Annotated in this window: 23 protein-coding genes and 1 pseudogene; 14 read left to right on the top strand and 10 right to left on the bottom strand. The window is 64.2% G+C overall.

Going from position 1 to position 22,189, the window contains the following annotated elements:
* The first annotated feature begins 3 nt into the window (after positions 1-3).
* Positions 4-975 (top strand): MsnO8 family LLM class oxidoreductase, encoded by a 972-nt coding sequence (locus RhoFasB10_RS02185; protein ID WP_068427730.1) that lies wholly within the window; start codon positions 4-6, stop codon positions 973-975.
* Here RhoFasB10_RS02185 and RhoFasB10_RS02180 read toward each other — a convergent pair.
* Entirely contained in the window at positions 954-1,091 is a 138-nt protein-coding gene (locus RhoFasB10_RS02180; protein WP_157105363.1) for a hypothetical protein, read from the bottom strand. The genes RhoFasB10_RS02185 and RhoFasB10_RS02180 overlap by 22 nt on opposite strands.
* 8 nt (positions 1,092-1,099) lie before the next feature.
* Here RhoFasB10_RS02180 and RhoFasB10_RS02175 point away from each other — a divergent pair, with 8 nt between their 5' ends.
* Together RhoFasB10_RS02175 and RhoFasB10_RS02170 are read left to right on the top strand one after the other, a co-directional pair.
* Positions 1,100-1,951: a helix-turn-helix transcriptional regulator gene (locus RhoFasB10_RS02175; protein ID WP_068427732.1), complete on the top strand. Its 852-nt coding sequence runs from the start codon at positions 1,100-1,102 to the stop codon at positions 1,949-1,951.
* 30 nt (positions 1,952-1,981) lie between these two features.
* The gene (locus RhoFasB10_RS02170; protein WP_068428988.1) at positions 1,982-2,185 is read left to right on the top strand and encodes a hypothetical protein; all 204 of its coding nucleotides are present in this window, start codon (positions 1,982-1,984) and stop codon (positions 2,183-2,185) included.
* A 1-nt stretch (position 2,186) separates the two neighbouring features.
* Here RhoFasB10_RS02170 and RhoFasB10_RS02165 read toward each other — a convergent pair whose 3' ends face one another.
* The gene (locus tag RhoFasB10_RS02165) at positions 2,187-2,678 is read right to left on the bottom strand and encodes a histidine phosphatase family protein (RefSeq protein WP_068428990.1); all 492 of its coding nucleotides are present in this window, start codon (positions 2,676-2,678) and stop codon (positions 2,187-2,189) included.
* A gap of 120 nt (positions 2,679-2,798) precedes the next feature.
* Here RhoFasB10_RS02165 and RhoFasB10_RS02160 point away from each other — a divergent pair, with 120 nt between their 5' ends.
* Positions 2,799-4,469, top strand: coding sequence for a hypothetical protein (locus tag RhoFasB10_RS02160; RefSeq protein ID WP_167674911.1), 1,671 nt, complete (start codon positions 2,799-2,801; stop codon positions 4,467-4,469).
* A 141-nt stretch (positions 4,470-4,610) separates the two neighbouring features.
* Here the strand turns inward: RhoFasB10_RS02160 and RhoFasB10_RS02155 are convergent, their stop codons facing one another.
* Complete coding sequence (locus RhoFasB10_RS02155; RefSeq protein ID WP_157105364.1) at positions 4,611-4,793, bottom strand: hypothetical protein; 183 nt, start codon at positions 4,791-4,793, stop codon at positions 4,611-4,613.
* Positions 4,794-5,060: 267 nt separating this feature from the next.
* Between RhoFasB10_RS02155 and RhoFasB10_RS02150 the strand changes: the two genes are divergently transcribed.
* Positions 5,061-6,251, top strand: a complete 1,191-nt coding sequence (locus tag RhoFasB10_RS02150) for a transposase (RefSeq protein WP_167674910.1) — start codon at positions 5,061-5,063, stop codon at positions 6,249-6,251.
* Positions 6,248-7,747, top strand: coding sequence for a hypothetical protein (locus RhoFasB10_RS02145; RefSeq protein ID WP_167674908.1), 1,500 nt, complete (start codon positions 6,248-6,250; stop codon positions 7,745-7,747). Before RhoFasB10_RS02150 ends, RhoFasB10_RS02145 begins: the two co-directional genes overlap by 4 nt.
* Positions 7,748-7,940: 193 nt before the next feature.
* Here RhoFasB10_RS02145 and RhoFasB10_RS02140 read toward each other — a convergent pair whose 3' ends face one another.
* From RhoFasB10_RS02140 to RhoFasB10_RS02130, 3 genes are all read right to left on the bottom strand, one after another.
* Positions 7,941-8,426, bottom strand: a complete 486-nt coding sequence (locus RhoFasB10_RS02140; protein WP_068427741.1) for a hypothetical protein — start codon at positions 8,424-8,426, stop codon at positions 7,941-7,943.
* Positions 8,427-9,068: 642 nt separating this feature from the next.
* Positions 9,069-9,623, bottom strand: coding sequence for a DUF2716 domain-containing protein (locus RhoFasB10_RS02135; RefSeq protein WP_068427745.1), 555 nt, complete (start codon positions 9,621-9,623; stop codon positions 9,069-9,071).
* Positions 9,624-9,895: 272 nt separating this feature from the next.
* The gene (locus RhoFasB10_RS02130; RefSeq protein ID WP_068427747.1) at positions 9,896-10,429 is read right to left on the bottom strand and encodes a DUF488 domain-containing protein; all 534 of its coding nucleotides are present in this window, start codon (positions 10,427-10,429) and stop codon (positions 9,896-9,898) included.
* 80 nt (positions 10,430-10,509) lie between these two features.
* Between RhoFasB10_RS02130 and RhoFasB10_RS02125 the strand changes: the two are divergent.
* Positions 10,510-11,754, top strand: a pseudogene (locus tag RhoFasB10_RS02125) (IS3 family transposase).
* 370 nt (positions 11,755-12,124) lie between these two features.
* On the opposite strand, the gene RhoFasB10_RS02120 reads toward RhoFasB10_RS02125, so the two are convergent.
* The 3 genes from RhoFasB10_RS02120 to RhoFasB10_RS02110 all read right to left on the bottom strand — a co-directional run bounded on the left by RhoFasB10_RS02120 (position 12,125) and on the right by RhoFasB10_RS02110 (position 14,741).
* On the bottom strand, positions 12,125-13,021 hold the full coding sequence (locus RhoFasB10_RS02120; RefSeq protein WP_167674906.1) for an ANTAR domain-containing protein: 897 nt from the start codon (positions 13,019-13,021) through the stop codon (positions 12,125-12,127).
* Positions 13,014-13,493, bottom strand: a complete 480-nt coding sequence (locus RhoFasB10_RS02115; RefSeq protein ID WP_167674904.1) for a GreA/GreB family elongation factor — start codon at positions 13,491-13,493, stop codon at positions 13,014-13,016. The genes RhoFasB10_RS02120 and RhoFasB10_RS02115 overlap by 8 nt, the downstream gene beginning before the upstream one ends.
* A gap of 351 nt (positions 13,494-13,844) precedes the next feature.
* The gene (locus RhoFasB10_RS02110; protein ID WP_167674902.1) at positions 13,845-14,741 is read right to left on the bottom strand and encodes a LysR substrate-binding domain-containing protein; all 897 of its coding nucleotides are present in this window, start codon (positions 14,739-14,741) and stop codon (positions 13,845-13,847) included.
* Between the two features lie 74 nt (positions 14,742-14,815).
* Here RhoFasB10_RS02110 and RhoFasB10_RS02105 point away from each other — a divergent pair, with 74 nt between their 5' ends.
* The 6 genes from RhoFasB10_RS02105 to RhoFasB10_RS02080 are packed head-to-tail and all read left to right on the top strand — an operon-like array spanning position 14,816 to position 20,136.
* Positions 14,816-16,015: an MFS transporter gene (locus RhoFasB10_RS02105; protein WP_206030396.1), complete on the top strand. Its 1,200-nt coding sequence runs from the start codon at positions 14,816-14,818 to the stop codon at positions 16,013-16,015.
* Positions 16,016-16,048: 33 nt separating this feature from the next.
* On the top strand, positions 16,049-16,639 hold the full coding sequence (locus RhoFasB10_RS02100) for a biotin transporter BioY (RefSeq protein ID WP_240930823.1): 591 nt from the start codon (positions 16,049-16,051) through the stop codon (positions 16,637-16,639).
* Positions 16,636-17,736 (top strand): AMP-binding protein, encoded by a 1,101-nt coding sequence (locus RhoFasB10_RS02095; RefSeq protein WP_167674900.1) that lies wholly within the window; start codon positions 16,636-16,638, stop codon positions 17,734-17,736. Before RhoFasB10_RS02100 ends, RhoFasB10_RS02095 begins: the two co-directional genes overlap by 4 nt.
* Complete coding sequence (locus RhoFasB10_RS02090) at positions 17,733-18,860, top strand: thiolase family protein (protein ID WP_167674898.1); 1,128 nt, start codon at positions 17,733-17,735, stop codon at positions 18,858-18,860. Before RhoFasB10_RS02095 ends, RhoFasB10_RS02090 begins: the two co-directional genes overlap by 4 nt.
* A complete protein-coding gene (locus tag RhoFasB10_RS02085) occupies positions 18,857-19,537 on the top strand; it encodes an ABC transporter ATP-binding protein (RefSeq protein ID WP_167674896.1) in 681 nt (226 codons plus the stop codon). The genes RhoFasB10_RS02090 and RhoFasB10_RS02085 overlap by 4 nt, the downstream gene beginning before the upstream one ends.
* Positions 19,534-20,136: an energy-coupling factor transporter transmembrane protein EcfT gene (locus RhoFasB10_RS02080; protein WP_068427763.1), complete on the top strand. Its 603-nt coding sequence runs from the start codon at positions 19,534-19,536 to the stop codon at positions 20,134-20,136. Before RhoFasB10_RS02085 ends, RhoFasB10_RS02080 begins: the two co-directional genes overlap by 4 nt.
* A 29-nt stretch (positions 20,137-20,165) precedes the next feature.
* Here RhoFasB10_RS02080 and RhoFasB10_RS02075 read toward each other — a convergent pair whose 3' ends face one another.
* Complete coding sequence (locus RhoFasB10_RS02075) at positions 20,166-21,608, bottom strand: bifunctional lytic transglycosylase/C40 family peptidase (RefSeq protein ID WP_068427766.1); 1,443 nt, start codon at positions 21,606-21,608, stop codon at positions 20,166-20,168.
* Positions 21,609-21,800: 192 nt separating this feature from the next.
* Here RhoFasB10_RS02075 and RhoFasB10_RS02070 point away from each other — a divergent pair, with 192 nt between their 5' ends.
* Positions 21,801-22,184, top strand: coding sequence for a RidA family protein (locus tag RhoFasB10_RS02070; RefSeq protein ID WP_243636595.1), 384 nt, complete (start codon positions 21,801-21,803; stop codon positions 22,182-22,184).
* The last annotated feature ends 5 nt before the right edge of the window (positions 22,185-22,189 follow it).

The raw sequence follows: 22,189 nt of genomic DNA, 5'->3' as shown, positions 1-22,189 counted from the left end.
GACGTGCTTCTGTCGCTTCTCGATCGCTCCCGAACCCGTGACGGCTCGTCCGACGCGACGGCGCTTCACGCGACCATCGACCGTGCCGTCAACGCGGAGAAGCTCGGCTACCACCGATTCTGGGTAGCCGAGCATCACGGGGTCCCCGGGATCGCGAGTGGCGCACCGCCGGTGCTGTTGGCGGCGATTGGTGCCAGGACGTCGAGCATCCGGATCGGGTCGGGCGGCGTCATGCTCCCGAACCATCAGCCGTTCGTCGTGGCCGAGCAGTTCGCGATGCTCGAAGCGCTCTACCCGGGCCGGGTCGACGCCGGGGTCGGCCGTTCGGTGGGATTCACCGAGCCGGTGCGCAGGGCTTTGCGCACGGTAGCAGCGGACACGTTCATCGACGACCTCGCCGAACTCCGTAGTTACCTGGACAGCACCGGCCCGGTCACGGTGCGGCCTGCGGTGCCGTCGCCGCCGGTCTACGTGCTCGCGACGGGGCAGGGGTTGGCCGTCGCGGCGGAGGCGGGACTTCCCGTCGTCGTCGGCGGCCCGATCCTGTACGGCGACGGTTCCGCGATCGACGACTACCGATGTCGGTTCCGTCCCACCGAGCGCAACCCTGCGCCGACGGTGATCGTGTCGCTCGACATCACCGTCGCCGAGACGGCGTCGAGAGCGCGAGAGTTGGTGCTCCCCGAGGCATGGGCGATGGCGCAATCGCGACGGACGGGCGAATTCCCGCCGCTGACACCGGCGTCGAACATCGATCTCGACGCGGCTCCGACGCGTGTGCGCGATCGCGTCGAGAAGTCCATTGCCACCGGCGTTCACGGAACGCCGGAAATGGTTGTGGCACAGCTCGATCGGTTGAGCGATCGAACCGGCGCCGACGAGATTCTGGCATCGACGTCGACCTACGACCGAGAAGCCCTGTTCGACGCCGATGCCGCGTTGATGGATCTGGTTCAGGCCTCGCTGTCGAGCTGAGCCATCTGGGCCTCGGCGTATCGGTCGCCCGCGACGGCGTCGGCAGGCGCGGCCTTGTCGATGCGCTTGTCGTGGGACTGCCGATCCCTGGCTGGGCGCGCCGGAGAAGAGCACACTGAACGACGTGGAACGAGACCAGCTCGCAGACTTCCTTCGCCGACGCCGTGAACTCCTGACTCCCGCCGACGTCGGTGTCGCGCCCGGCGTGAGGCGTCGAACACCGGGGTTGCGACGCGACGAAGTGGCCTTGCTGGCCGGGATGTCCACCGACTACTACACGCGCCTCGAGCAGGGGAGAGGTCCGCATCCGTCGACGCAGATCCTGAGCTCGCTGGCGCGTGCGCTGCGTTTCGACGACGACGAGCGCGACCACCTGTACATTCTGGCCGGGCAGGCGCCTCCGACGCGGATCGGTGCGGACAAACACGTCGGCCCCGGTTTGATGCATCTGCTGACCAAGCTCGACGACACCCCGGCGTTCGTCGTCACCGATCTCGGCGAGATCCTGGCCTACAACACGATGTTCGACGCCTTGTCCGGCGGCGTGCCCGAGTACACCGGCATGGACAGGTACGTGGTGTGGCGGTTCTTCATGGATCCGAACGCACGACGCGGATTCGTCGAGGACGACTGGGATCGCATGGCGCACAAGCAGGTTGCGGATCTGCGAGCCGTCGCAGCGCGCCGAGCCGGTGATCCCGAGGCGACGACACTCGTGTCCCGTCTACGTGCCGAGAGCGAGGAGTTCGAGTCGGTCTGGAGCGAGCACCGGGTGGCGTTCAAGGCGTCCGCGATCAAACGGTTCGTACACGCGGACGTCGGAGTCGTCGCGGTGCACTGCGAGACGCTCGCGACGCAGAAGGAAGGCCAGCATCTCATCGTCTACTCGCCCCTTCCGGGGACCGATGCCCGCGAGAAGTTCGACCTGCTCAGGGTCATCGGCACCCAGACGATGCGCGCTACTGTGGAGAACTAGGACATATCCGACGCAGGAGAGGTGCTCGACATGGCAGGCAAGAAGCTCGACCGCGTTCATGCTCAGTCCGCACTCGAGACGGTGCGCGAAAGCCCCGGCATTGCGTTGATCGCCGCTGCACCCGCATTGGTAATCTTCGCGCTCGTGTGGTGGCTCGCAGGTTTCGGAACCGCCCTTCTGCTGCTCATCGCACTCGGCGTCGTCGGGTTCGTCGGCGCGAAACTGAAGAGCTGAGCTAGCGCGGCACGTGGAAGTGCGTCAGCGCGCCGGTGCCGCGTCCGATCTCCGACCATGACGTGTCGAAGGTGAGAACAGCGATCGCCGACGTCGGAAATTTGCGGCCGATCTCGATGGCTGCCTCGGAGCCGGTGGCTTCGCCCAATTCCAGTGCGGTGAACGGTATTCCGGGCGCATGGCCGACGACGAGCAGTGTCGAGACGGAGTCGTCGGTCAGTGCGACCTCGTCGATGATCTCCTCCGGCGACGCCCCGTAGATGCGCTCCTCGTAGGTCACGGGTGCGTCGATCTTCGTTGCGGCGAGTGTTTCGCGGGTGCGCGTTGCCGTCGAGCACAACACGGCGTCGACGGCGCCGAAGTGCTCGGTGATCCACTGGCCTGCCAGTCCCGCTTCGCGCTCGCCACGCTCGGCGAGGGGGCGGTCGAAATCTTCCACCCCGTCGGGGTAGGCGGACTTGCCGTGTCGCATGAGCACCAAAGTTCGCGTCATGAGTACCACCGTATCGCGCACGGATGTCGGTCCCTCGTTCTAGAGTCTCCTCGTCGAACAGCGGTGAGTGAATCCGGGGGGGACCAACGCGTGCGAACGATGTCGACGGTTTTCGGGGTAATGGTCGTGTTGCTACTGGCAGGCATTCCGGCGGTCGCGCAACCTGTCGTCTCGCGAAGCGAGGAGCAGATCGAATCGTCGTCGCCGGTCACCGACGTCGTCGGATCCGTCGTGTCGGTGCTTGCCCCACTACCGCCCGACGCGCTCCGACGTCCTCCGGAATGCGACTACCTCTCCTATCTGCGGTGGCGGTCGGTCGATGGCCCGACGGAATCGACCGCGGCAGACCGCATTCTGGTCGCGCAACCGGGAATCTACGAGGGTGCCGGTGCCTTCGAGTCCGTTGCCCGTAACACCGTGTCCGCTGCCGCCGCGGCGGGATCCCATATCGAGTTCTGGGCATTGGATCGACGGTCCAATTGCATGGAGGACCACACCGGTACGCAGGCGGCGCTGGCAGCGAGAGATCTGACGGTCGCGTCGGACTACTACTACGGCGGCGCCGAGGTGGACGGTCGACGATTCGGCGGTTTCGTCGACGGCGACGCGACGGCGTGGCTCGCGCGCCAGGGACTCGAACAGACGCTGCGGGATCAGTACGACGTGATGCGCATCGAGATGCCGGATCCGGCCATGCGCAAACAGAAGATGCTGTGCGGCGGACACTCGCTCGGCGGTTTCGTGACGGGCTACTTCGCCGAGTGGGATTTCGACGGCAATCCCGGCACACTCGACGACGCCGGATTCAACCAGTGCGCCGGCTATTTCGCGCTCGACACCATCGTGAAAGCGGGAACGCCACCCCTGCTGAGAGGCATTCCGGATCTGGAAGTGCCTCGCGCAGTGGCCGATCCGATCGCCGACCTCGCGGCCCGTGTCGACGGTGCACTGCCGGTGCTGCGACTACCGGCCGTCATCAACCCCGAGACCACAAATCTCCTTGCGATGGCGGGCGTCGCAGCCAGCATCGATCCCGACGGCGTGAACGATCTCGTTGACGTTCTGCCGCGCAACACGAACATCGATGCGACACTGCGGGTTCTGCTGTCGAAGGACACCGCGACGGCTGCGACGGGCAGCCCGTCGGTGCGAACCCTGAACGCCACCAACGACGCCGTGCTCGGCGCACTGCTCGACGACAATTCCCAGCCTTTCGGCTTTCTCCAGGCAAGCGTCGGCTTCATCGGCGCACAGCCCGTCGTGGACAAGTCGTTTCCCACTCTGCCCGGCATGGAGTCACTTCCGGTGATCGGTAGTGCGCTCGGCGATGCGCGCAAAGCTGCACCGGCGGTGTTCGGCGATCCTGACGTCGTGTACACCTGGAACGATTACGACGCGCTCGACGGCTCGGAGCAGACCGCGCGCTACACCGATTCCACCAGTGAGGTCACATCCATCACTCAGCTGGCTCGCAGTCTCGCGGAGCCGCCGCTGGACTTCACGGAGTGGTATTTCCCGACTGCGTTGACGTTCGATCTGGCTCAATCGGGCGCCACCGCGATCAGTGGACATCGGATACACCGAGACGGAGCGGACCGTAGCCCGATCCTCACGCTGCAGGGAAGCGGCGGAATCGATCTGCCTCCGTCGGGCCATCCGAACGACACGCGAATCGTCGTGCAGGGGTACAACCACCTCGACGTGCTGACGGCGGCGCAGACTCAGAACAACGGCCTTCCGGAGGTGGTGAGCACCGAGCTGGCTCGATTCGCAGCCGATCCTGAGCTGTGACCGGACACTGGACGTGGTCTATAGGAAGTTAGCGAAATCTACCCTCCAATTGTGCGCTTTCGACCCTTGAAACCGCACAATCGAAGGGTAAATTTGTCAAAGCCTGGAGGAGTGAGGTGCGCTCGCCCCTTGTCGGCGAAGTCAGGTGGCCGATACACGCCGCGCCCACAGTCGCGCCAAAGCGAATGTGGCGGCGAGAACCAGCAGCACCGCAAGGACGACCGGAATCGTCGTCGACACGCGGGTGGTGAAGTCGTAGAGCCATGCTGTCCCGACCCCGGCCGCGGTGGCAACCAGGCCGCCGACTGGAAGGGCTATTGCCACGCAGCGCACGGTCCGCCCGACGAGCTCGTCTGCGCGTGCACGCAGCGCGATCCGGAGGCTGACAACGCCAGGGATTGCATGTCGACGGGTGTTGTTCCCACTGACGTCCACGCAACCTAATCAAAAGGGACTGCGGAAACTTATGGACCCGATGTCGCCGTTGGTCATCTCGTAAGCTTCGGTCATGAAGACGTGCGGTGAGTCCTGGTCTTTCCTCGGCAGCAACCGGCGGACTGCTGGAACAAATCCGCTGCCGGGACCGATTTCGTGACGTACACCGGAACTGTCCATGCTGACCATCACCAGTTCGTTGTGGGATCGCAGTCCGCAGAGACCTACGAACCGACTGCGACCGGCAGCGTCATCGAAGTCGGGCCGAACTTCGTGACTGTCATGACCGGGGTCGCCTACGGCCCGGTATCGGTGATGGTCGAGCTACTTGAAACCGATCCCGGCGACCCCAGCACCAGCGGCGAGTGGGAAGTCATCGAAGAAGCCACGATCAAGGTAAGCAAACCGTTCCGAGTCCTCACCATGGGCGGCGAGGTCGCTGAGGACTTTCCGGTGCTGTCAGTTGTAAGAGGAATCAACACTTTTCGAGTCAGCGGACGCGGGCGAGATGCGAATTGGGACCTGACCGTCACCGACCCAACGGAGTCGTACCTCGTTCAGACCTGGAGAGCCGCCAAAACCGCCGCGATGCGTCGACTCCACAAGACCGACACTGCCTGGAACGACGACATCATCGTCCACAAGGTCAGAAACTGGTGGGACCCCGATCCCGCCGGGGACGCAACCCTCTACATCAAGTACGGGTACGAGCAGATGGCCATCTGGGCCAAGCAGGAAGCCATCGACTGGGGTGGGCGCCCTCCCACCGAAAAACTGCAGCGCATCTACTACTCTAAACGATTCGCGTTTCACGACAGAATGCTCGTCGACGCACTCGCACGTGCCCGGGCACCGAAACTCCGCACGATCGCTGCATGGGCGGCGCGACGGGCCTACACGATCGCCGGTGTCGCGGACATCGATTGGATCCGCGGGGGCCTCGAGGCGTTCGACAACGGCTCTCCGCTTCCAGTCCCGTTCGACGACCGGCACAGCACCAAAGTGTGGGACGCCTTCCACGACGACGCACGCATCCATCTGTGGGAAACGTCGGACAACGGCGAACAGGTCCCGACGCTTGCTTTGGCCTCGGTGAACGCTCTGACAGACGCAAGCGGGAGCGAGCCACTACCGGCAGTGTTCAACGTTCTCCACACCGTGGCCCAAGTACAAGCACGGGTCGATGTCCCAGGGCGAGTGTTGTTGCAGAGTCAGGACTACGACTACCCAAAGATCATTGCCGATCTGCGACGGGAATTCTTTCCGAAGCTGGCGCCCGCGGATCAGTACGAACGCTGGATCGGCCACACGGTCGACGATGTCCTACAAGCGAATCCAGGCCGATGACTGTGCGTGTGTTGACCGTGATGGTCGACGGGTGGCTAATCGAGGACGGATCAGTCCGGCCGCCCGCGGTGGGGGAGCCGTTGGCGATCAGCCTCGAGTTCTTTCGTTGCGCAGAACCCGTCACCGATCCGAGACTCGGGTCGATTCGAGCCGTCGCGCACCCCACGTTGGACCGCGAACCGTTGCGCCACCCCGATGGTCACTTGCAGTGGGAGACCGTACTTCGGGGCGACGGATGGTCGGCAGCATGGCGGGCAGATCGCCCGGTTGTCGGGCAGATCGCCGAAAATGGGAGCTTCTTCGTCGATCATGCCGGCCGGACTGAACCTGTGCGCGGTCTGGTGACGCGGGTTCGCAACGTGTTCGGCACGCTGGTCTACGGTGATCAGGGTTGGATTCACTGCACGGCCGATACGCTCGAGTTGGAGGATATCGAGACGTCGCCGCGGTGGTTCGACAACGTCCCCGGCGACCGGGATCCTGAACCAGGCGACAGCAGGCGGCACCACATGGGAGTGGTGATCGACCTCGACCTCGACAACGTCCCGCCGGCGCCGATCCGGCCTCGCGTCGTACCGTCGGCCGTCAGCGCCGCTGGATCGACGCTGTGGCTCCTGGACGGGGAGTTGCCGGTCTTAGTGCGTGTTGTCGATCCGATCGGTGCTGCGGCAGCGACTGAGTACGTGCTGCCTGCGGGTGTGGTGAGCGCGCTCGCGGATCCCCGACCACGACGGGTGTTCGCTGACTATTCAGGATGCTGGGTCGCCGGTAGATCGGACGTGTTGCGGTGCAACATTGTTGACGGCGTTGTGTCCGTTGTCCGGTTCGATTTGGGTCCCGTCCGATTCGCGACCGCCCGACAAGGTTCGTTGCTGGTCGTCACCGAAGACCACGTAGTCATCATCAGCAGTAGTGGTGAGCAACAGAATGTTTCGACGCCTAGCGGCGGTCTGCGCCCTGTCATCGATTGCGCTCCGACCGATACAGGTTTCCTGCTGCTGACGCTGGGACGTCCCCGCCGCACTGTCGAGGTTTCCGAGATCGACCGAAGCGGCTATTACCGTCCAGGTCATGAAATCGAGAGCCCCGTAGCGTTATTCGTGGTTCGAACAGTCGCCGGCATTCGAGTGTTCACCTACCACGGCGTCATTGACGCTCGGTCGGGCGAGACGTTACTCGCGCAGCGATTTCTGTCGGGCGGGCGGATAGGTAACCATGTATGGATTGTTCAGCACCGCCCGAGCGGTTATGGACATCACGGGTGGTGGCCCGTCGACGACGGTGATCAGCTCCCGCCGAGAGAAGACGGGCGATGGTTGTTCGTCGTACTGAATCCAGTCACATTCGCGGTGTTGTCCGTTCGGCCGATCGAGACGTCCAGGCCCGATGTCACTGTCGATGAGGAAGGCCGCATTTGGATTGCCGGGCTCGGTGTGCGCGGAATCGAAAGGGGCGGCAGGACAGTCGAACTCGACGTCGCGTCGCTTTTGTCCTGACCGTTCGCGTCGAGGGCAATGTGTGCGGTCGTCGATCGGCGGTTGAAAGATCGGTCGTGCCACACAGCCATGAGCTCGTACCACTGGCCGTCGAGGTGGGTCGCGGTGAAGTCGTCGAAGCCAGTTGGGTACCCATCTCGCGCTCCATGCGTCGAACACGTTCGAACGCTACGAGAGGACACCGGCCCTTGCTCTATCGGTGTCTGCAGAGGGATCCGATATCGGCGACGACGCTCCCATCATGCGGGTCGACCCATCGTGCACCGGTCTCGTCGGCCCGTGGCCTTAACAGATACCGCCCTCGGCTCGGCCATTGTACGAATTGGTATCCAGCGAGTTTGTCTTGCACAACTTCCGCCACCCATGCGGCGGCATCGGCGTAGGACGCGTCCATCGACATTCCCGCGCCGCGACCGAAGCCGCCGATATCGTCGTTGCCATCCCAGCCAATGGACACGTGATAGTCGGGATCGATCTCGAACTCCCACGTCAGATGACGCATCGTCACCTCACGCCCCGCCCGAAGGCACTGCAAGTCGCGCCCGACGGCGTCGAGCGCACGCATCCATGCCTCGGGCGGATCGAACTCGGGATTGCCCATGGGCTGGCCTGCGCCGTCGAAAAGCGGGAACCGCCAGATCAGGCTGTCGCTCCGCAGCTGCTCCCACAGACTTCGCATAGTTCGCCCTCTTTCGATCGTCGCGTCAGTCTATGTGCCAGTTGAGGTCAGGGGCGCACGCGGCAGCGCGGTCCGTTCGAAAGATGAGAAGCTTGGTCCATGACTTTCGAAGCCACCGAACGCCGTTGAACGACGACGACCGAAGCGAGTCCGGTGCGCTCACTGCGTTTCTTCCATTTCTGGGCGTGCTGATGGGGTGTGTCCTGGGGTGGTTCGGCGCAACGTGGGCAGTTCGTAATGCACCTGATCTATTGCCGATCTTCGCTGTGCCCGTGAAGGATCGGGCCTCGATTGCACCTGGCCCGCCTATCGCCTACTGGCTGACATGGTTGGTCCCGCCGGCGATCATGTACAGCGTAGGGGCGTTGGTGTTGTGGCGATCCCGACGGGGACGTGCGGTGGTAGCTAGTTTTCTGATCGGGTTCACGCTGATCTACGTCGGCTTCGCATCGTTGTGGATTTCGCTGGACACTCAGGGTTTCTCTCCGAGCTGACCTCGAGGGTTCTGACAGAGGTCCGCGTTCTGGTCGAGTATGCGGCATCGTCCTGGAAACGGTGTCTGCACTGATCTGCGATGGATCGGCGGGCCGGGTAACGCTGCGTCGGCCACGCCCACGGGACCGGCGCGAGAGCCAGTCGACGTCAGTCGATCGGGTGGCCGTTGGTACGGAGTGTGGGGAGCCAGGTGGCGAGTGTGCGTCCGAGCGTGGCGACCATTCGGGGTCCGTACACGCACAAGGTTTGTTCCCAAGGGTGGCCGAACGTGCCCTCGCTGAAGTTGTCTCGGCCGAAGATGTAGTAATCGCCGTTCGGGTAGACGGGCACGCGCCACTCTGCGTGCTCCATTGCGGCGGCGTGGGCGTTCGCGTCGAAGCGGTAGCACCTGTGTTGCCAGTCGAGGACCACGAAGGTGGGGTCGTCAGCGAATTCGGTGACGAAGCACCGCAGGGCTTCGGCGTTGACCGCGTCTACTCGGGCAGCGGCGGACGACTTCGTGCGGATGGGGTCGGCGCTTACGTCGAAGGTTATCGATGGAGACGGTTCTATGATTGCTGGCCACGTCTCGGAGTCGATCCCAGGGCGAAACCCGTATCTACCCTCGAATATCTCCCAATACTGTTCCTGCACAACCCTGTCCAGTTCCGACCACCCCGCGGGCAGCGGAGACCTGAAGTCCATGGTCAACTTGGTTGTCATCAGCTCATCGTGCCAAGTCGACTTTCTTCAGTCGAATGGATCGTGGTCCATCGGTGTCTGTGTCGTGGCGTCATCAAGGCTGGGCTGACGGTCGATCGGTCGCCCATTCCGGCCCAGGCGCCCGTCTTGCGTTGCGCTTGGTTCCCGCGGCGTCGAGGTCATGCACGAAGACCTGTCGGTATTACCTGATGCCTTCGGTGCAGAGCACTGTCCCACTGTGGTCGGTGACGCCGTACTGGGTTACTGCACTGTGTCTCAATACCTTCGGTAGGTCAGGGTGATCGGTCGCCGTCCCATACCACCACTGCGTCGTCGCGAAGCCGGGCGCCGGCGGCGACAGGATGTAGGGACATTTTTCCATCGTGTGCGAGGTGATGCACTGTCACACCGTATTGCAGGGTGGCGACGTCGGCGACCAGGCGGCGATGACACCGCCACCACACGCTTTCACTGCACAGCATGGCAACTGCGCTCTCCGTCGAGCGTTCGAGCAGTTCGCCGATCGCGTCGGCGAAGTCCTGTGTTCGGGTGTACGCAGCGTAAGCCGCGAATTGAGGGACTTGCCACCAAGTGTCTTGTGCGGGCTCGCCTGCCGGCAGACGGCGACGGCCACCGAGCCGAGGCTCGTGCAGGTACGCAATTCCGATCGCAGGTACCCACTGTGCCATGGCATCTGCTGCGACGTCGGGGTTTCGGCGACTGCCGGGGAATCTGCGGATATCGACGATCGCATCGAGTTCAGCGGTGCGGAACAACTCGGTGAGACCGTGCCGATCGAGTGTGCCGTGCCCTACCGAAATCAACATCTTCCTATCCTCGCCGATCGCACGACGGCAGGTTTGAAGTACCCCAGGTTTTGTTCCGTTCTTTGTAGGAGGATGGAGCTATGCCACGTCAGTACCCGCCGGAGTTCCGGCAGCGAGCAGTGCGCATGGTGGAGACGGTGTTGGAATCCGACGCCGAGCTCTCGGAGTTCGAGGCGATTCGCCGGGTCGCCTCGAAGCAGCAGATCGGTGAGGAGACGCTGCGCAGGTGGCGACGCAAGGCCCAGGTCGATGCCGGTGAACGGCGGGGGGTCAGCAGCGACGAGCACAACGAGATCCGCAGGCTGAAGAAGCGGGTCGCCGAACTCGAGCGAACGAACGAGCTACTGAAATCGGCGAGCGCGTTTTTCGCCTCGGAACTCGACCGGACCACGACGAGATGATCGCGTTCATCGACGCGTACCGCGATCGTTTCGAGACCCTCGTTCATCTGTCGCGCTCTGCGGGCGGCGGGTGTGGTCTTCCTTACCTCGCGAGGCTATCGTGCAGCGAAAAGCCGTGTTGCATCGGCACGTTCAATCCGCGACGGCGAACTGGTGCCACTGGTGAAGACCGTGCACGAGAACAATTACTCGGTGTACGGAGTCAAAAAGATGCACGCAGAGCTGAGCCGCCGGGGTGTTCGGGTCGGCCGTGAACAGACGCGCCGGTTGATGCGCTGCGCCGGGGTGCGCGGTGTGCAACGCTCGAAGAAGGTGTTCACCACCCGACCCGACCCTGCTGGGGTGCGGCCGCGGGACAGTGTGAAACGTAATTTCGTTGCAACACAACCGAATCGATTGTGGGTGGTCGATATCACCTACGTCCGGACGTGGCAGGGTTTCGCATACGTCGCCTTCGTCACGGACGTGTGCACCCGCAAGATCGTGGGATGGCACGTGGCGTCGTCCATGCGCACCGAAGACCTGCCCCTCCCTGCATTCGATCACGCTGTGTGGCAGGCGAATACCGATCTATCCGGGTTGACACATCATTCCGACCACGGGTCGCAGTACCTGTCTGTGACCTACACCGATCGTTTGATCGAGCTGGGCATCACACCGTCGGTGGGCACGGTTGGCGACTCCTACGACAACGCCCTCGCCGAAAGCGTCAACGCGAGCTACAAGACCGAGCTGATCCGCCGGCGTGGACCGTGGCGAACGGTCGACGACGTCGAGTTCGCGACGCTCGAATACGTGTGGTGGTACAACCATCAGCGTCTGCACGAAGCGCTCGGTTACATGCCCCCGGCTGAATACGAGACCACCCTGATCGACATCTCACAACCCAGCGAGTCGGCCACCCCGGCCCTCGTAACCGCATAGGAACAAAACCTGGGGTACTTCAGGTTCGAGGCGCGCTGGTCAGGCATGCGTTCAGGACATCGATCATGGCCCGTATCTGCGCGTGTAGGGCGGGTACGAGTTCTGGGCGTCCTTCTGCCTGCACATGGTCGATGAGCATGTGCGCGCAGCGCAACGGCCGGGGTGGATCATGAGGTCATGAACGCATCCCTTCGATTGGATTGCGAGCATCGAAAACTCGGCACGGACAGCGAGTCTGCGTTGTTGCCCTCGTTTAGCGTTCTACCTCAGTAAGCCGGCAGATAATTCCCGACGGGTACTCGTCGAGGGAACCATCCAAGGCGCGCACTACTCTGACCCGAACTTGCGAAGGTAGTTATTACGGGCCACTTCAACGCTTACGTTTCCGCGTCGTCGAGGCATCGTCGAGAGCTTTCGCGCGCTTTTCGGCGCGCTTCTCCTTCAGTGACTGCGTCGGTTTTCGAAGAGATAGTCCTGGCATCCGGTCAGCCAACGCGATCGGCCTTTCGATAGTTGGAACTGTTGTCGGTTTGTCCATGAGAGATGGACGCGGGGTGTGTGCGGTGAGGAGCAGATGATCGAAGCGCTCGCGCAACGGTGGCTCCGCCATGCCGCACTCACCGACGGCGTCGAGCAATCGTGTTGCAATCAAGGATATTTCGGTACCGGTGTCGTGCGAGCGCCACATCAAGAGGTTCAGCGCTCGGTCGGCGGAAATTCCGTAGATCAGCATCAACATTCCGGTAGCTCGATCGATGCGCGGCTGCGTCGTACCGGCGCTGTGACCACGCTCCGCGACGGCCAGTTCGACATCGTGGTCGTATGTTTCGGTGATGTCGATGTAAAGACCGGAGGTTTTCAGGTCGTGCGCTGTCGAACCCGCAGCTCGGCTACCCAACAGCACGACGTGTCGACAATGTCCGCGGGTGTCGAGAATACGAATCTTCCGAGAAGTCGGCGTCGTGGATTCGGCCATTTTCGCCATGACACCGAAAGCGTGGCCGCGGTCGGCGTGGTGAACGTGAGAAAGGACCGTTGCGGTGGTCGGTGCCATTTCCTGGGCGGGGTAACCGTGTAACGCGGCCACGTCGGGAGACCAATGCCAACGCTCGTCTGCGAGGGAAAATGAGAACTTTCCGACGGGTTCGAGCGGCCTCGGTGTTTTTACTGCGAATGTGCTGGTCACATCCACCTCGTTTGCTGGAATGATTTCTCGGGACAGTAGGGCGATAGTCGGCGGAAAGGTGACGACCGGGACGTCACGCAATTCCGACGACGTGCACCGTGCACGACGAGCCCGTCGGAAGCGTGTACGTGCGTGTGTCGCCTGCCCTGCTGCCGACCAACGCCGCACCCAATGGTGACGTCGACGAGCAGGTATCACCTACGCCGGCATCGGCGAGAATGCCGGAACTCACGAGAGTGAAAGTCTCGACGTCGTTGTCGTCGTCGCCGAATCGCACTGTGACGACGGAACCGACGTGGGCCGTTCCGTTCTCTACCGGCGTGCAGGTGGTGCTGCCGGCGATGAGTGCGTTCAGCTCGGCCATCCGACGGTCCACCGTGAGCAGTGACTCGAGTGCGCGATGGTAGGGGTCGTTGTTGTCGAGGTCTCCCATCGCACGATGTACTGCGACGTCGTGCGACAGCACCGTTCGCCGCTCGGTCAAGACCGTCAATTCGTCGCGGAGATCATCCGAATTCGACGAGCCGATCGGCGCATTGTCGATGACAGTCATATTTTCTCCTGGCGCAGTGTTTTTTTGGGGGCGACGATGCGAATGATGCTTCGTCGCGAGAGAGGTTGGCTCTGCAACTGAAAAAGTGACGCGGAAATGGGCAGCCTCGGACGAGGATGGTCCGAAATGTTCAGCGGACGAGGCCGAAATGATATGCGTTGCAGGCGATCCAGTCGGAGTATGCGCGGATCGCACGCGAGGTGGTGAAGCGCCGAAACGCTAACCCACCTGCGCAACGTCGGGGATCACGGCCCACACCTTCTTTCCACTCGAAGTCTTGATGCCGACTGTAGCGCAGAAAAAATAAAAAGCCAGTCGCTGTCGTCGAAACGGCTACGCAAACCCGCCCTACTATTTTTCTACTCTTGACTCGCGTATGCCGATACGGTCGAGAAAAACCCGCGCAGCCGAATTGACCGGACGCCGCGTACGACTTACCAGCGCCAACGATCGCCGAGGCGCGGGGACGACGTCGATGTCGAGCTGCTGCAGAGTCGGTCGTTCCTGCGCGATGGCCACGGGTATGACCGCGACGCCCAGCCCGCGTTCCACGAGATCGAGGAGACGACGCATGTCGCTGACTCGAAACGCTATGTCGCGCTCCACTTTCGAATCGTGGAACAACGCGTCGACCACGGTTTGCAGTCCGACGCCCGCCTCGAAATCGACGTACGGGTACTCGCCGAGCGTCGACAGTGCGACGCGGCGGCGGTCGGCGAGCGGGTGACTCGCGCCCACCACCGCCGTCAGGGGCTCGTCGTAGGTGCGCAGTGTGAACAGGGATGTGGGCACCGGTTGCGCATCCAAGGCCACGAACGCGCAGTCCAGCGAGCCATCCTCGACTGCGTCCAGCAACGTCGTCGTGGTTGCCTCGCGCAGCACGACCTGCACCCTCGGGTAATCCTGATGGAACGTTTCGAGGACGGCGGGGAGGTCCACGGCGGTGAACGTCTGCACGGCAGCGACCGCCAGTGATCCTGATTCGAGGTTGTCCACGCCTCGGAGATCGTCACGGGCGGCGGCCACGTCGCCGATGATGCGGCGAGCATGTGAAAGCAGAACGGCACCAGCGGATGTCAGCAGGACGCGTCGCGTCGTGCGTTCGAAGAGCTGGGCGCCCACCTGACGTTCGAGGGCTCGCACCGACGAACTCAGAGCCGATTGGGAAATGTGCAGTCGCTCTGCGGCTTTGGTGAAGTGCTCGAGGTCTGCGACCGCCACGAAGTGTTCGAGTTGTCGCAGTTCCATTGTTCGACTCTATCGAACGAAACAATAGAAATTATGTGTTGGATCGATGAAGCGATTCTCGCGACGATGCAGTGATGCGAACACGTGCAACTGCCGACGCGCCACTGGACTCACGCTTGACCGCGGTGATGGCGCTGATTTCCGGCCTCGTGGTGGCGAACAGCTATTACGCGCAGCCACTGGTCGACGCGATCGCCGAGAGTCTGAACGCGTCGACCACGAATGTCGGACTGGTCGTCACTGCGAGCCAGATCGGGTACGCGGTGGGGCTGGCGATGCTCGTCCCTCTCGGTGACCTCGTCGAACGCAGAAAGCTGTTGGCGGTCATGCTGACCGTGACGTGCGCGGCCCTCGTGGTCATGGCAGCAGCACCATCGTGGCAGGTCCTGGCCAGCGCAGCCGTGATAGCCGGTGCGGGCTCCGTGGTCGGTCAGGTTCTGGTGCCGCTGGCCGCGTCGTTGGCCACCGACGACGAACGCGGACGCGTGATCGGCAACGTCATGACCGGGCTGTTGCTGGGCATTCTGTTGTCGCGGGTCGTCGCCGGTCTCATCGCTCAGGTCGGCGGTTGGCGGGCTGTCTTCGTGGTCGCGGCGTCGTTGATGGTTCTCGCGTATTTGCTGGTGCGGACCCTGCCGACGGTTCCGCCCGACGCTTCGCTCACGTATCGGGGTCTGCTGGCGTCCGTCGTGGCATTGGTTCGCGAAGAGCGCGTTCTCCGGTGGCGGATCGCGTACGGAACCACGACCTACGCGTCGTTCGGGGTGTTCTGGACGTCGGTGGGATTCCTGCTCGCGGGGCCTGCCTATGGCTGGTCCGACGCGCGAATCGGGCTGTTCACGCTGGTCGGCGTCGCCGGTGCGCTGGCGGCGCGGTTCGCGGGTCGGCTCGCCGATCGTGGCTACGCGCAGCGCCAGACAGGGTTGTTCGTCCTCGTCACGTCGCTCAGTTTCCTGCTCCTTGCCGTCGGCGAGCAGCACGTTCTCGCTCTGGCGGCAGGTGTCGCGCTGCTCGATCTCGGCATCCAGGGCACCCACATCAGCAACCAGAGCCTGTTCTACCCGCTACGACCCGACGCCCGCAGCCGACTCAACACGGCCTACATGACCACCTACTTCCTGGCGGGGTCGATCGGCAGTGCACTGTCCGTCGTGGTCTACACGTGGGCGGGATGGCCGGCAGTGTGCGCGCTGGGTGCCGCGTTCCCCGCGCTCGGTTTCGTGCTGTGGGTGGTCGAGTCGTTTTCGAACCGCCGCTCCCACCTGCTACCTTGAACGCCGTTCAAGTTCGCATCACGAGGAGTGATCATGGCAGGCGCACAGGAGTCGACAGTGGCCGGTTCGAATTTCCGTATCTCGGCCCGTGACATGGCTCAGATCGCTGTATTCGCTGCGTTGCTGGCAGCGCTCGGCCTGCCCGGCGCCATCACCGTCGGCTTCAGTGGTGTTCCGATCACGCTGCAGACGCTCGGCGTCATCCTCGCCGGAGCGATCCTCGGTGCCCGCAAGGGGACGCTGGCCGTCGTCGTGTTCATCGCACTGACGCTGATCGGCCTACCCCTGCTGTCGGGTGGACGGACGGGTCTGACCGCTCTCGCCGGACCCAGCGCCGGATACCTGATCGGCTGGATTCCCGCCGCCTTCGTCATCGGCCTGCTGACGGCACGCATTCTGCCGAAGTACCCCGTCGTGCTCGGTCTGCTGATCAACGCGCTCGGCGGCATCCTCGTCATCTACGTCTTCGGCACATTCGGCCTGCTGCTGCGGACGGACATCGGAGTCTGGGGTGCCATCTCCGCCAACTTCGCATTCCTGCCCGGTGATGCGCTGAAGGTCGTCATCGCTACCGTCGTCGCCAAGAGCGTGCACCGCGCCTACCCGGGCCTGATCCGTTCGTGACCGAAGTGCTCGGCGGAGTAGGTGACGCGCCGGCACTGAGGTGGGCCGGCCGGACCGTCACCTATGCCGAGTTCGACGCAGCGATCGACGCGTGGCCCGACGAGCCCGTGTGCGACGCGTCGGAACTCGATGTTCCGACGGCCCTCGTCGCCGTCTTCGCGGCTGCCCGCCGGGGCACAGCAGTACGCGTCGAGAATCCCGATGCGAGGCCCGAGTCCCGCGAAATTCCCGTTGGAGCTTGGCTGCTCGTCGCCACATCCGGATCCACCGGACGCCCCAGGCCACTGGCACGCACCGTCGCGTCGTGGGCCGACAGCTTCGATGCATTCACCGCGGTCACGGGTCTGAAGCCCGAGGACACGGTCCTGATCACCGGCCCGCTGCACGCGACGATGCACCTTTTCGCGGCCGTCCACGCGTTGCACATCGGTGCGTGCGTCACCGACGACGAGCAGATCGCGACGGCCGCGCACGCCGTGCCTGCGGTACTGCGGCTGCTCGTGCACGACGCCCCACAGCTGCGGACCGTCGTCGTCGCCGGAACCGCACTCGACGCCGGCGCGCAGGAGCGTGCCGCAGGCCTCGACCTCATCGAGTACTACGGCGCCGCCGAGCTATCGCTCGTTGCCGCGCGCAGGGTGCCCGAACCGCTGAGGCTTCTCGACGGCGTCGAGGCACGAGTGGACGACGGGTTGCTCGTCGTCCGCAGCCCGTACGCCGCGCTCGGAACGCCCGAGTGGGTCGGCGTCGGCGACCTGGCCGAGCTGTCCGACGACGGCACACTCGCCGTGTTCGGCCGCGGCGATGCGGTCATCGACGTCGGGGGCACGACCGTGGTCGCCGAGGATGTCGAACGCATTCTCGACGCCATCGACGGTGTCCGAGCAGCTGCCGCGATCGGTACACCGCACGACGTGCTCGGCGCGACGGTCACCGCGGTGGTCGAGCTGGACGGCGACCTCGACACGGTCAAACAGCACGCCCGTCGCCGACTGCAGAAAGAGGCGGTTCCACGCCGCTGGGTGGTCGTCGACGAGTTGCCACGTACGGGCAGCGGAAAGATCGCGCGTGGTCGGGTGAAAGACTCGTTGTCATGACTGCGATGCCCGTTCTGGTTGCGCCGTGGCGGACGCCGATCGGAAATGCCGGGCACGGTCTCAAGAATCTGACGACGACGGATATTGCCGCGCCCGTGCTGTCCGCGGTCGTGACGTCGCTGCGCGAATCGGGATGCTCCGACGAGGTCGACGACGTCGTGCTCGGCAACTGCCTGGGTCCGGGCGGTGACCCGGCCCGCATCGCGGCCCTGCGCGCCGGACTCGGCGTCGACGTGCCCGGCGTGACCGTCGACCGCCAATGCGGATCGGGCCTCGACGCCGTCATGCACGCTGCGATGCGTGTCCGCAGCGGCGAGGACCAGCTGATCCTGGCCGGTGGCGTCGAGTCGGCCAGTACCGCGCCGTGGCGCTTCTGGCCACCGGCATCTGATGAAACTCCCGTCCGCTACACCCGTGCTCCCTTCGCGCCCGACGGCTTTCCCGACCCGGACATGGGCGTCGCCGCCGACGATCTCGCGCGCAAGCTCGGAATCAGCCGCGAGCGGCAGGACGCGTACGCCGCGCGGTCGCATGCACGCGCCGCGGCCACCGACTTCTCCCACGAGATCGTCCCGATCGCCGGCCTTCCTCGCGACGAGCGCATTCGGCCCAACATGACACAGCAGAGGCTCTCGCGTCTGCGACCGAGCTTCGGCGCCGACGGCACCGCGACCGCGGGCAACTCGTGCGGAATCTCCGACGGCGCAGCCGCTCTCGCGGTGACGACGGAAGCGCGCGCGAAAGGACTTCCCGCACTGCGTGTTCTGGGTTCGGCGGTGGCCGGGTCGGATCCGGCGCTACCGGGCCTCGGTCCGGTGCCTGCGATCGAGAAGGTACTACGACGCACCGGCGTCGCGCTGGCGGACGTCGGAATCGTCGAGATCACCGAAGCATTCGCGTCGGTCGTCCTGGCGGTGACGGACAGCCTCGGCATCGACGAGAATATCGTCTGCCCGCAGGGAGGGGCCATTGCGATGGGGCATCCGTGGGGCGCGTCGGGCGCAATTCTGTTGGTGCGCTTGGCAGCTCGAATGCTTGTGGACGACGGACCCGAGGTGGGGCTTGCGGCCTGCGCCATCGGCGGTGGGCAAGGTATTGCGATGATAGTGGAGCGTGCGTGGTGAGCGAAATCGTGTTCGACTCGGTGCGGCATTCGTTCGGGGACCGAGAAGTGTTGCGCGGCATCAGTGTGACGATTACCGAGCGCCGCGTCGGCATCATCGGCACCAACGGATCGGGCAAGTCGACGCTGGCGCGGACGATCAACGGTCTGCTGACCCCGACGTCGGGCACCGTCACCGTCGACGGCGTGGACGCGTCGAAGAAGGGCGCACAGATCCGCAAGAAGGTCGGCTTCGTCTTCACCGACCCGGACACGCAGATCGTGATGCCGACGGTCGCCGAGGATCTCGCGTTCTCGCTACGCCGATCCGGGCTGAGCAAGACCGAGATCGCCGAACGCGTCCGGGAGATTCTGGTGCGCTTTCGGCTCGACGGCCATGCCGACCATCCGTCGCATCTGCTGTCCGGTGGGCAGAAGCAGTTGCTCGCGATCGGTGCCGTGCTGATCCGGCATCCCGAGGTCGTCATCGCCGACGAGCCGACGACGTTGCTCGATCTGCGCAACGCACGCGTCGTCGCCGAGGCACTGAATTCGATGGATCAGCAAGTGATCGTCGTGACGCATCAGCTGGCTTTGCTCGACGGTTTCGAGCGCGTCGTCGTCATCGACGACGGTCGCGTCGCCTTCGACGGCACCCCGGACGACGCCGTTCCCGCCTATCGAGAGCTCGTCGCGTGATCGGGCTGTATCGACCGGGGAACTCGCTGCTGCACCGACTGCCTGCGGGCGTCAAACTGGTGCTGCTCATCGTCGCGATCCTCGCCGCGACGATCCTGGTCCGCACGCCAGTAGCCGTCGGTGCAGTCGCGGTGGTCGTCGCAGCACTGTTCGCGACAGCCCGTATTCCGGCGAAAGTTGCTGTCGCGCAACTACGTCCGATCGTCTGGATGCTCCTGATCATCGGTGTGTTCCAGGTGATCATCACGTCGTGGCAGCGTGCCCTCGTCGTGTGCGGGCTGTTGCTGATCTCCGTCGCGCTGGCCGCACTCTTCACGCTGACGACGCGGATCAGCGACATGCTCGACACCGTCTCTCGCGCACTGCAGCCGCTACGACGGTTCGGCGTCGACCCAGAGCGCGTCGGTCTGATGCTCGCCCTCGCGATCCGGTGTATTCCGCTGCTCGCCACGATCGTGCACGAGGTCGCGGAGGCACGGAAGGCGCGCGGTCTGCAGTGGTCGATGACGGCACTGGCTACACCGGTTCTCGTGCGGGCACTGCGGACCGCAGATGCCATGGGCGACGCCCTCGTGGCCCGCGGCGTCGACGACGACTGACACCGGCGCCGTCGACGCGAGGTAGCTGCTCAGAGCACGTGCCGCGCCTTCATGCCCGCGAACACCGGTGCGACTCGGACGACGTCGCCCGTGGTGGGTGCGTGCACCATTTGACCGTTGCCGATGTAGATGGCGACGTGGCCGGGGCCGCCGGATTGCCAGTTGCCGAACAGCAGATCGCCGGGTTGCGCCATCGACAGCGGAATCTCGGTACCGACGTTCCACTGAGTCTCGGACGTGCGCGGCAGTTTCAGCGTGCCGTTCGACGCCTTGTACACCGCGTACGACGTCAGTCCTGAGCAGTCGAACCCGCCGCCCGACGGGCCGTTGATGTTGCCGCCGCCCCACACGTAGGGCAGGCCGAGGTAGTCCATGGCGAGCTGTACGACGCGGCCGCCGATTCCGGCGAGGTCGAGCGCCGAGAACGGCGTCAGCAACGCGGCGAACTGTGGTTCCATCGCTCGGATCTTGGCGACGTACGGTTTCGTCTGATTCTCGTAATCCGGTGTTCCCGACGGCATTCCGCCGGATCGAAGCACGGCCCCGGCGCCTGCGTTGTACCCGGCGATCGTCAGATCCAGTGTGTCGCCCTGGACTCGTCCGTCGGACTTCCATTTCGATACCTGAGAATGTATGTCGCACAACAGGTTTCCCGACGCCATGACCGAGTCGGCGATGCCGTTGATGTCGGCCACTCCGTCGCCGTCGGCGTCCTTGCCGTACTTGCGCCACGTCGACGGCATGAACTGGCCGGGGCCTCGTGCGCCCGAACTCGACACGGGTGACGTCGGGCCGTAGCGAAAACCGTTCTCCGCGGCGTACAGCGCAGCGATGGTCGGGGCCGTGACGCCCTCGCAGAGCGATCCGGCGCGCGTCAGCCAGGGGACGAATGCGGTGATCGCACCGATCGGCGACAGCGAGACACCGGTGAACGTCGCGGGCATGCCCGGGAACAGTGCCCGGCGAACGGCTTCGGCGGCAGGCATGAACGCGGTCTGGTTGGTGAGGTCGGACAGCGAGAAGCTGAGTGAGCCGAACTGCATCGTGCCTGCACCGGACGGGAACAGCGACGGCGCGAACGCACTCGGTGCGACGGGAACGCTCGCCGCCAATTCCGTGGTGGGCAGGGTGGGTGATTCCGGAACCGGCGGCTCGGGTGCCGGGGCGGCCCCGGCTTCCGGCGCCGGCAGCGCCTCCGGCTCGGCGGGCTTCTCGAGCAACAGTGGGTCAGTGGCGGTTTCGAGGGCGGCGGCGCCGTTGTCGAGTGCTGCGCTCGCCGCGTCCCGCGCCGGCTCGGGCATCGACTTCAGCAAGTCGTCGAGTTGCTGCGTCAGCCCGGGCGCGCTGTTCTCCGCTGCGGCAGCCACATCCTCGGCCGCATCCTGGACAGGTTGGGGGAGATCGGTTCCTGCTACGGCGCCTGCGGCGGACACGATGACGGCAACTATCACTGCGATCGGATCGCCTGCCATGTACAACTCCTGGTGCTCGAGCTCTCCCCGACATGCCACGCCAACCCCTTCGCGTGAGCTGACTCACACATCATGCCTTGCCGAGATGATTCGCGGGCCGAAACGGAAACGAGTTCTAGTACGGCCGTGCCGGTGTTGGGTTCGCAGTAAAGTTGTCCCCGATCACAAGGAGGGGTCGTCATCACCAGAAAAGTGCTGTCACCGGACACAGTCTGGGACCCGGGTGAGCAGTTGTTGTCGCAGTGCGTCGTCACCTCGAACGCCTCGCGCACCCTGTATCTGTCGGGACAGACGGCGATCACCGCCGACGGTCGATTCGCCGGTATCGACGACGTCGAGGCGCAGATCAGGTTGGCCTTCGAGAACATCCGGCTCATCCTCGCGGCCGCGGACGGCACGCTGGACGACGTCGTGAAGGTGACGGTGTACTTCGTCGACATCGGCAATCTGGATACGTACACCAGAATTCTGGGTGAGCTGTTCCCGCAGACACGGCCCGCGCAGACCGTCGTCGAAGTAGCTCGTTTGGCGATGCCCGAATTACTGATCGAGATCGACGCTGTGGCAGTGCTCTAGAAAGT

It is taken from the genome of Rhodococcus sp. B10 (assembly GCF_011770055.1).
GTDB classification, from domain to species: Bacteria; Actinomycetota; Actinomycetes; order Mycobacteriales; family Mycobacteriaceae; genus Rhodococcoides; species Rhodococcoides kyotonensis_B.
The sequence above is the reverse complement of the archived record's forward strand: the minus strand, read 5'-3'. Positions and strand labels throughout refer to the sequence as shown.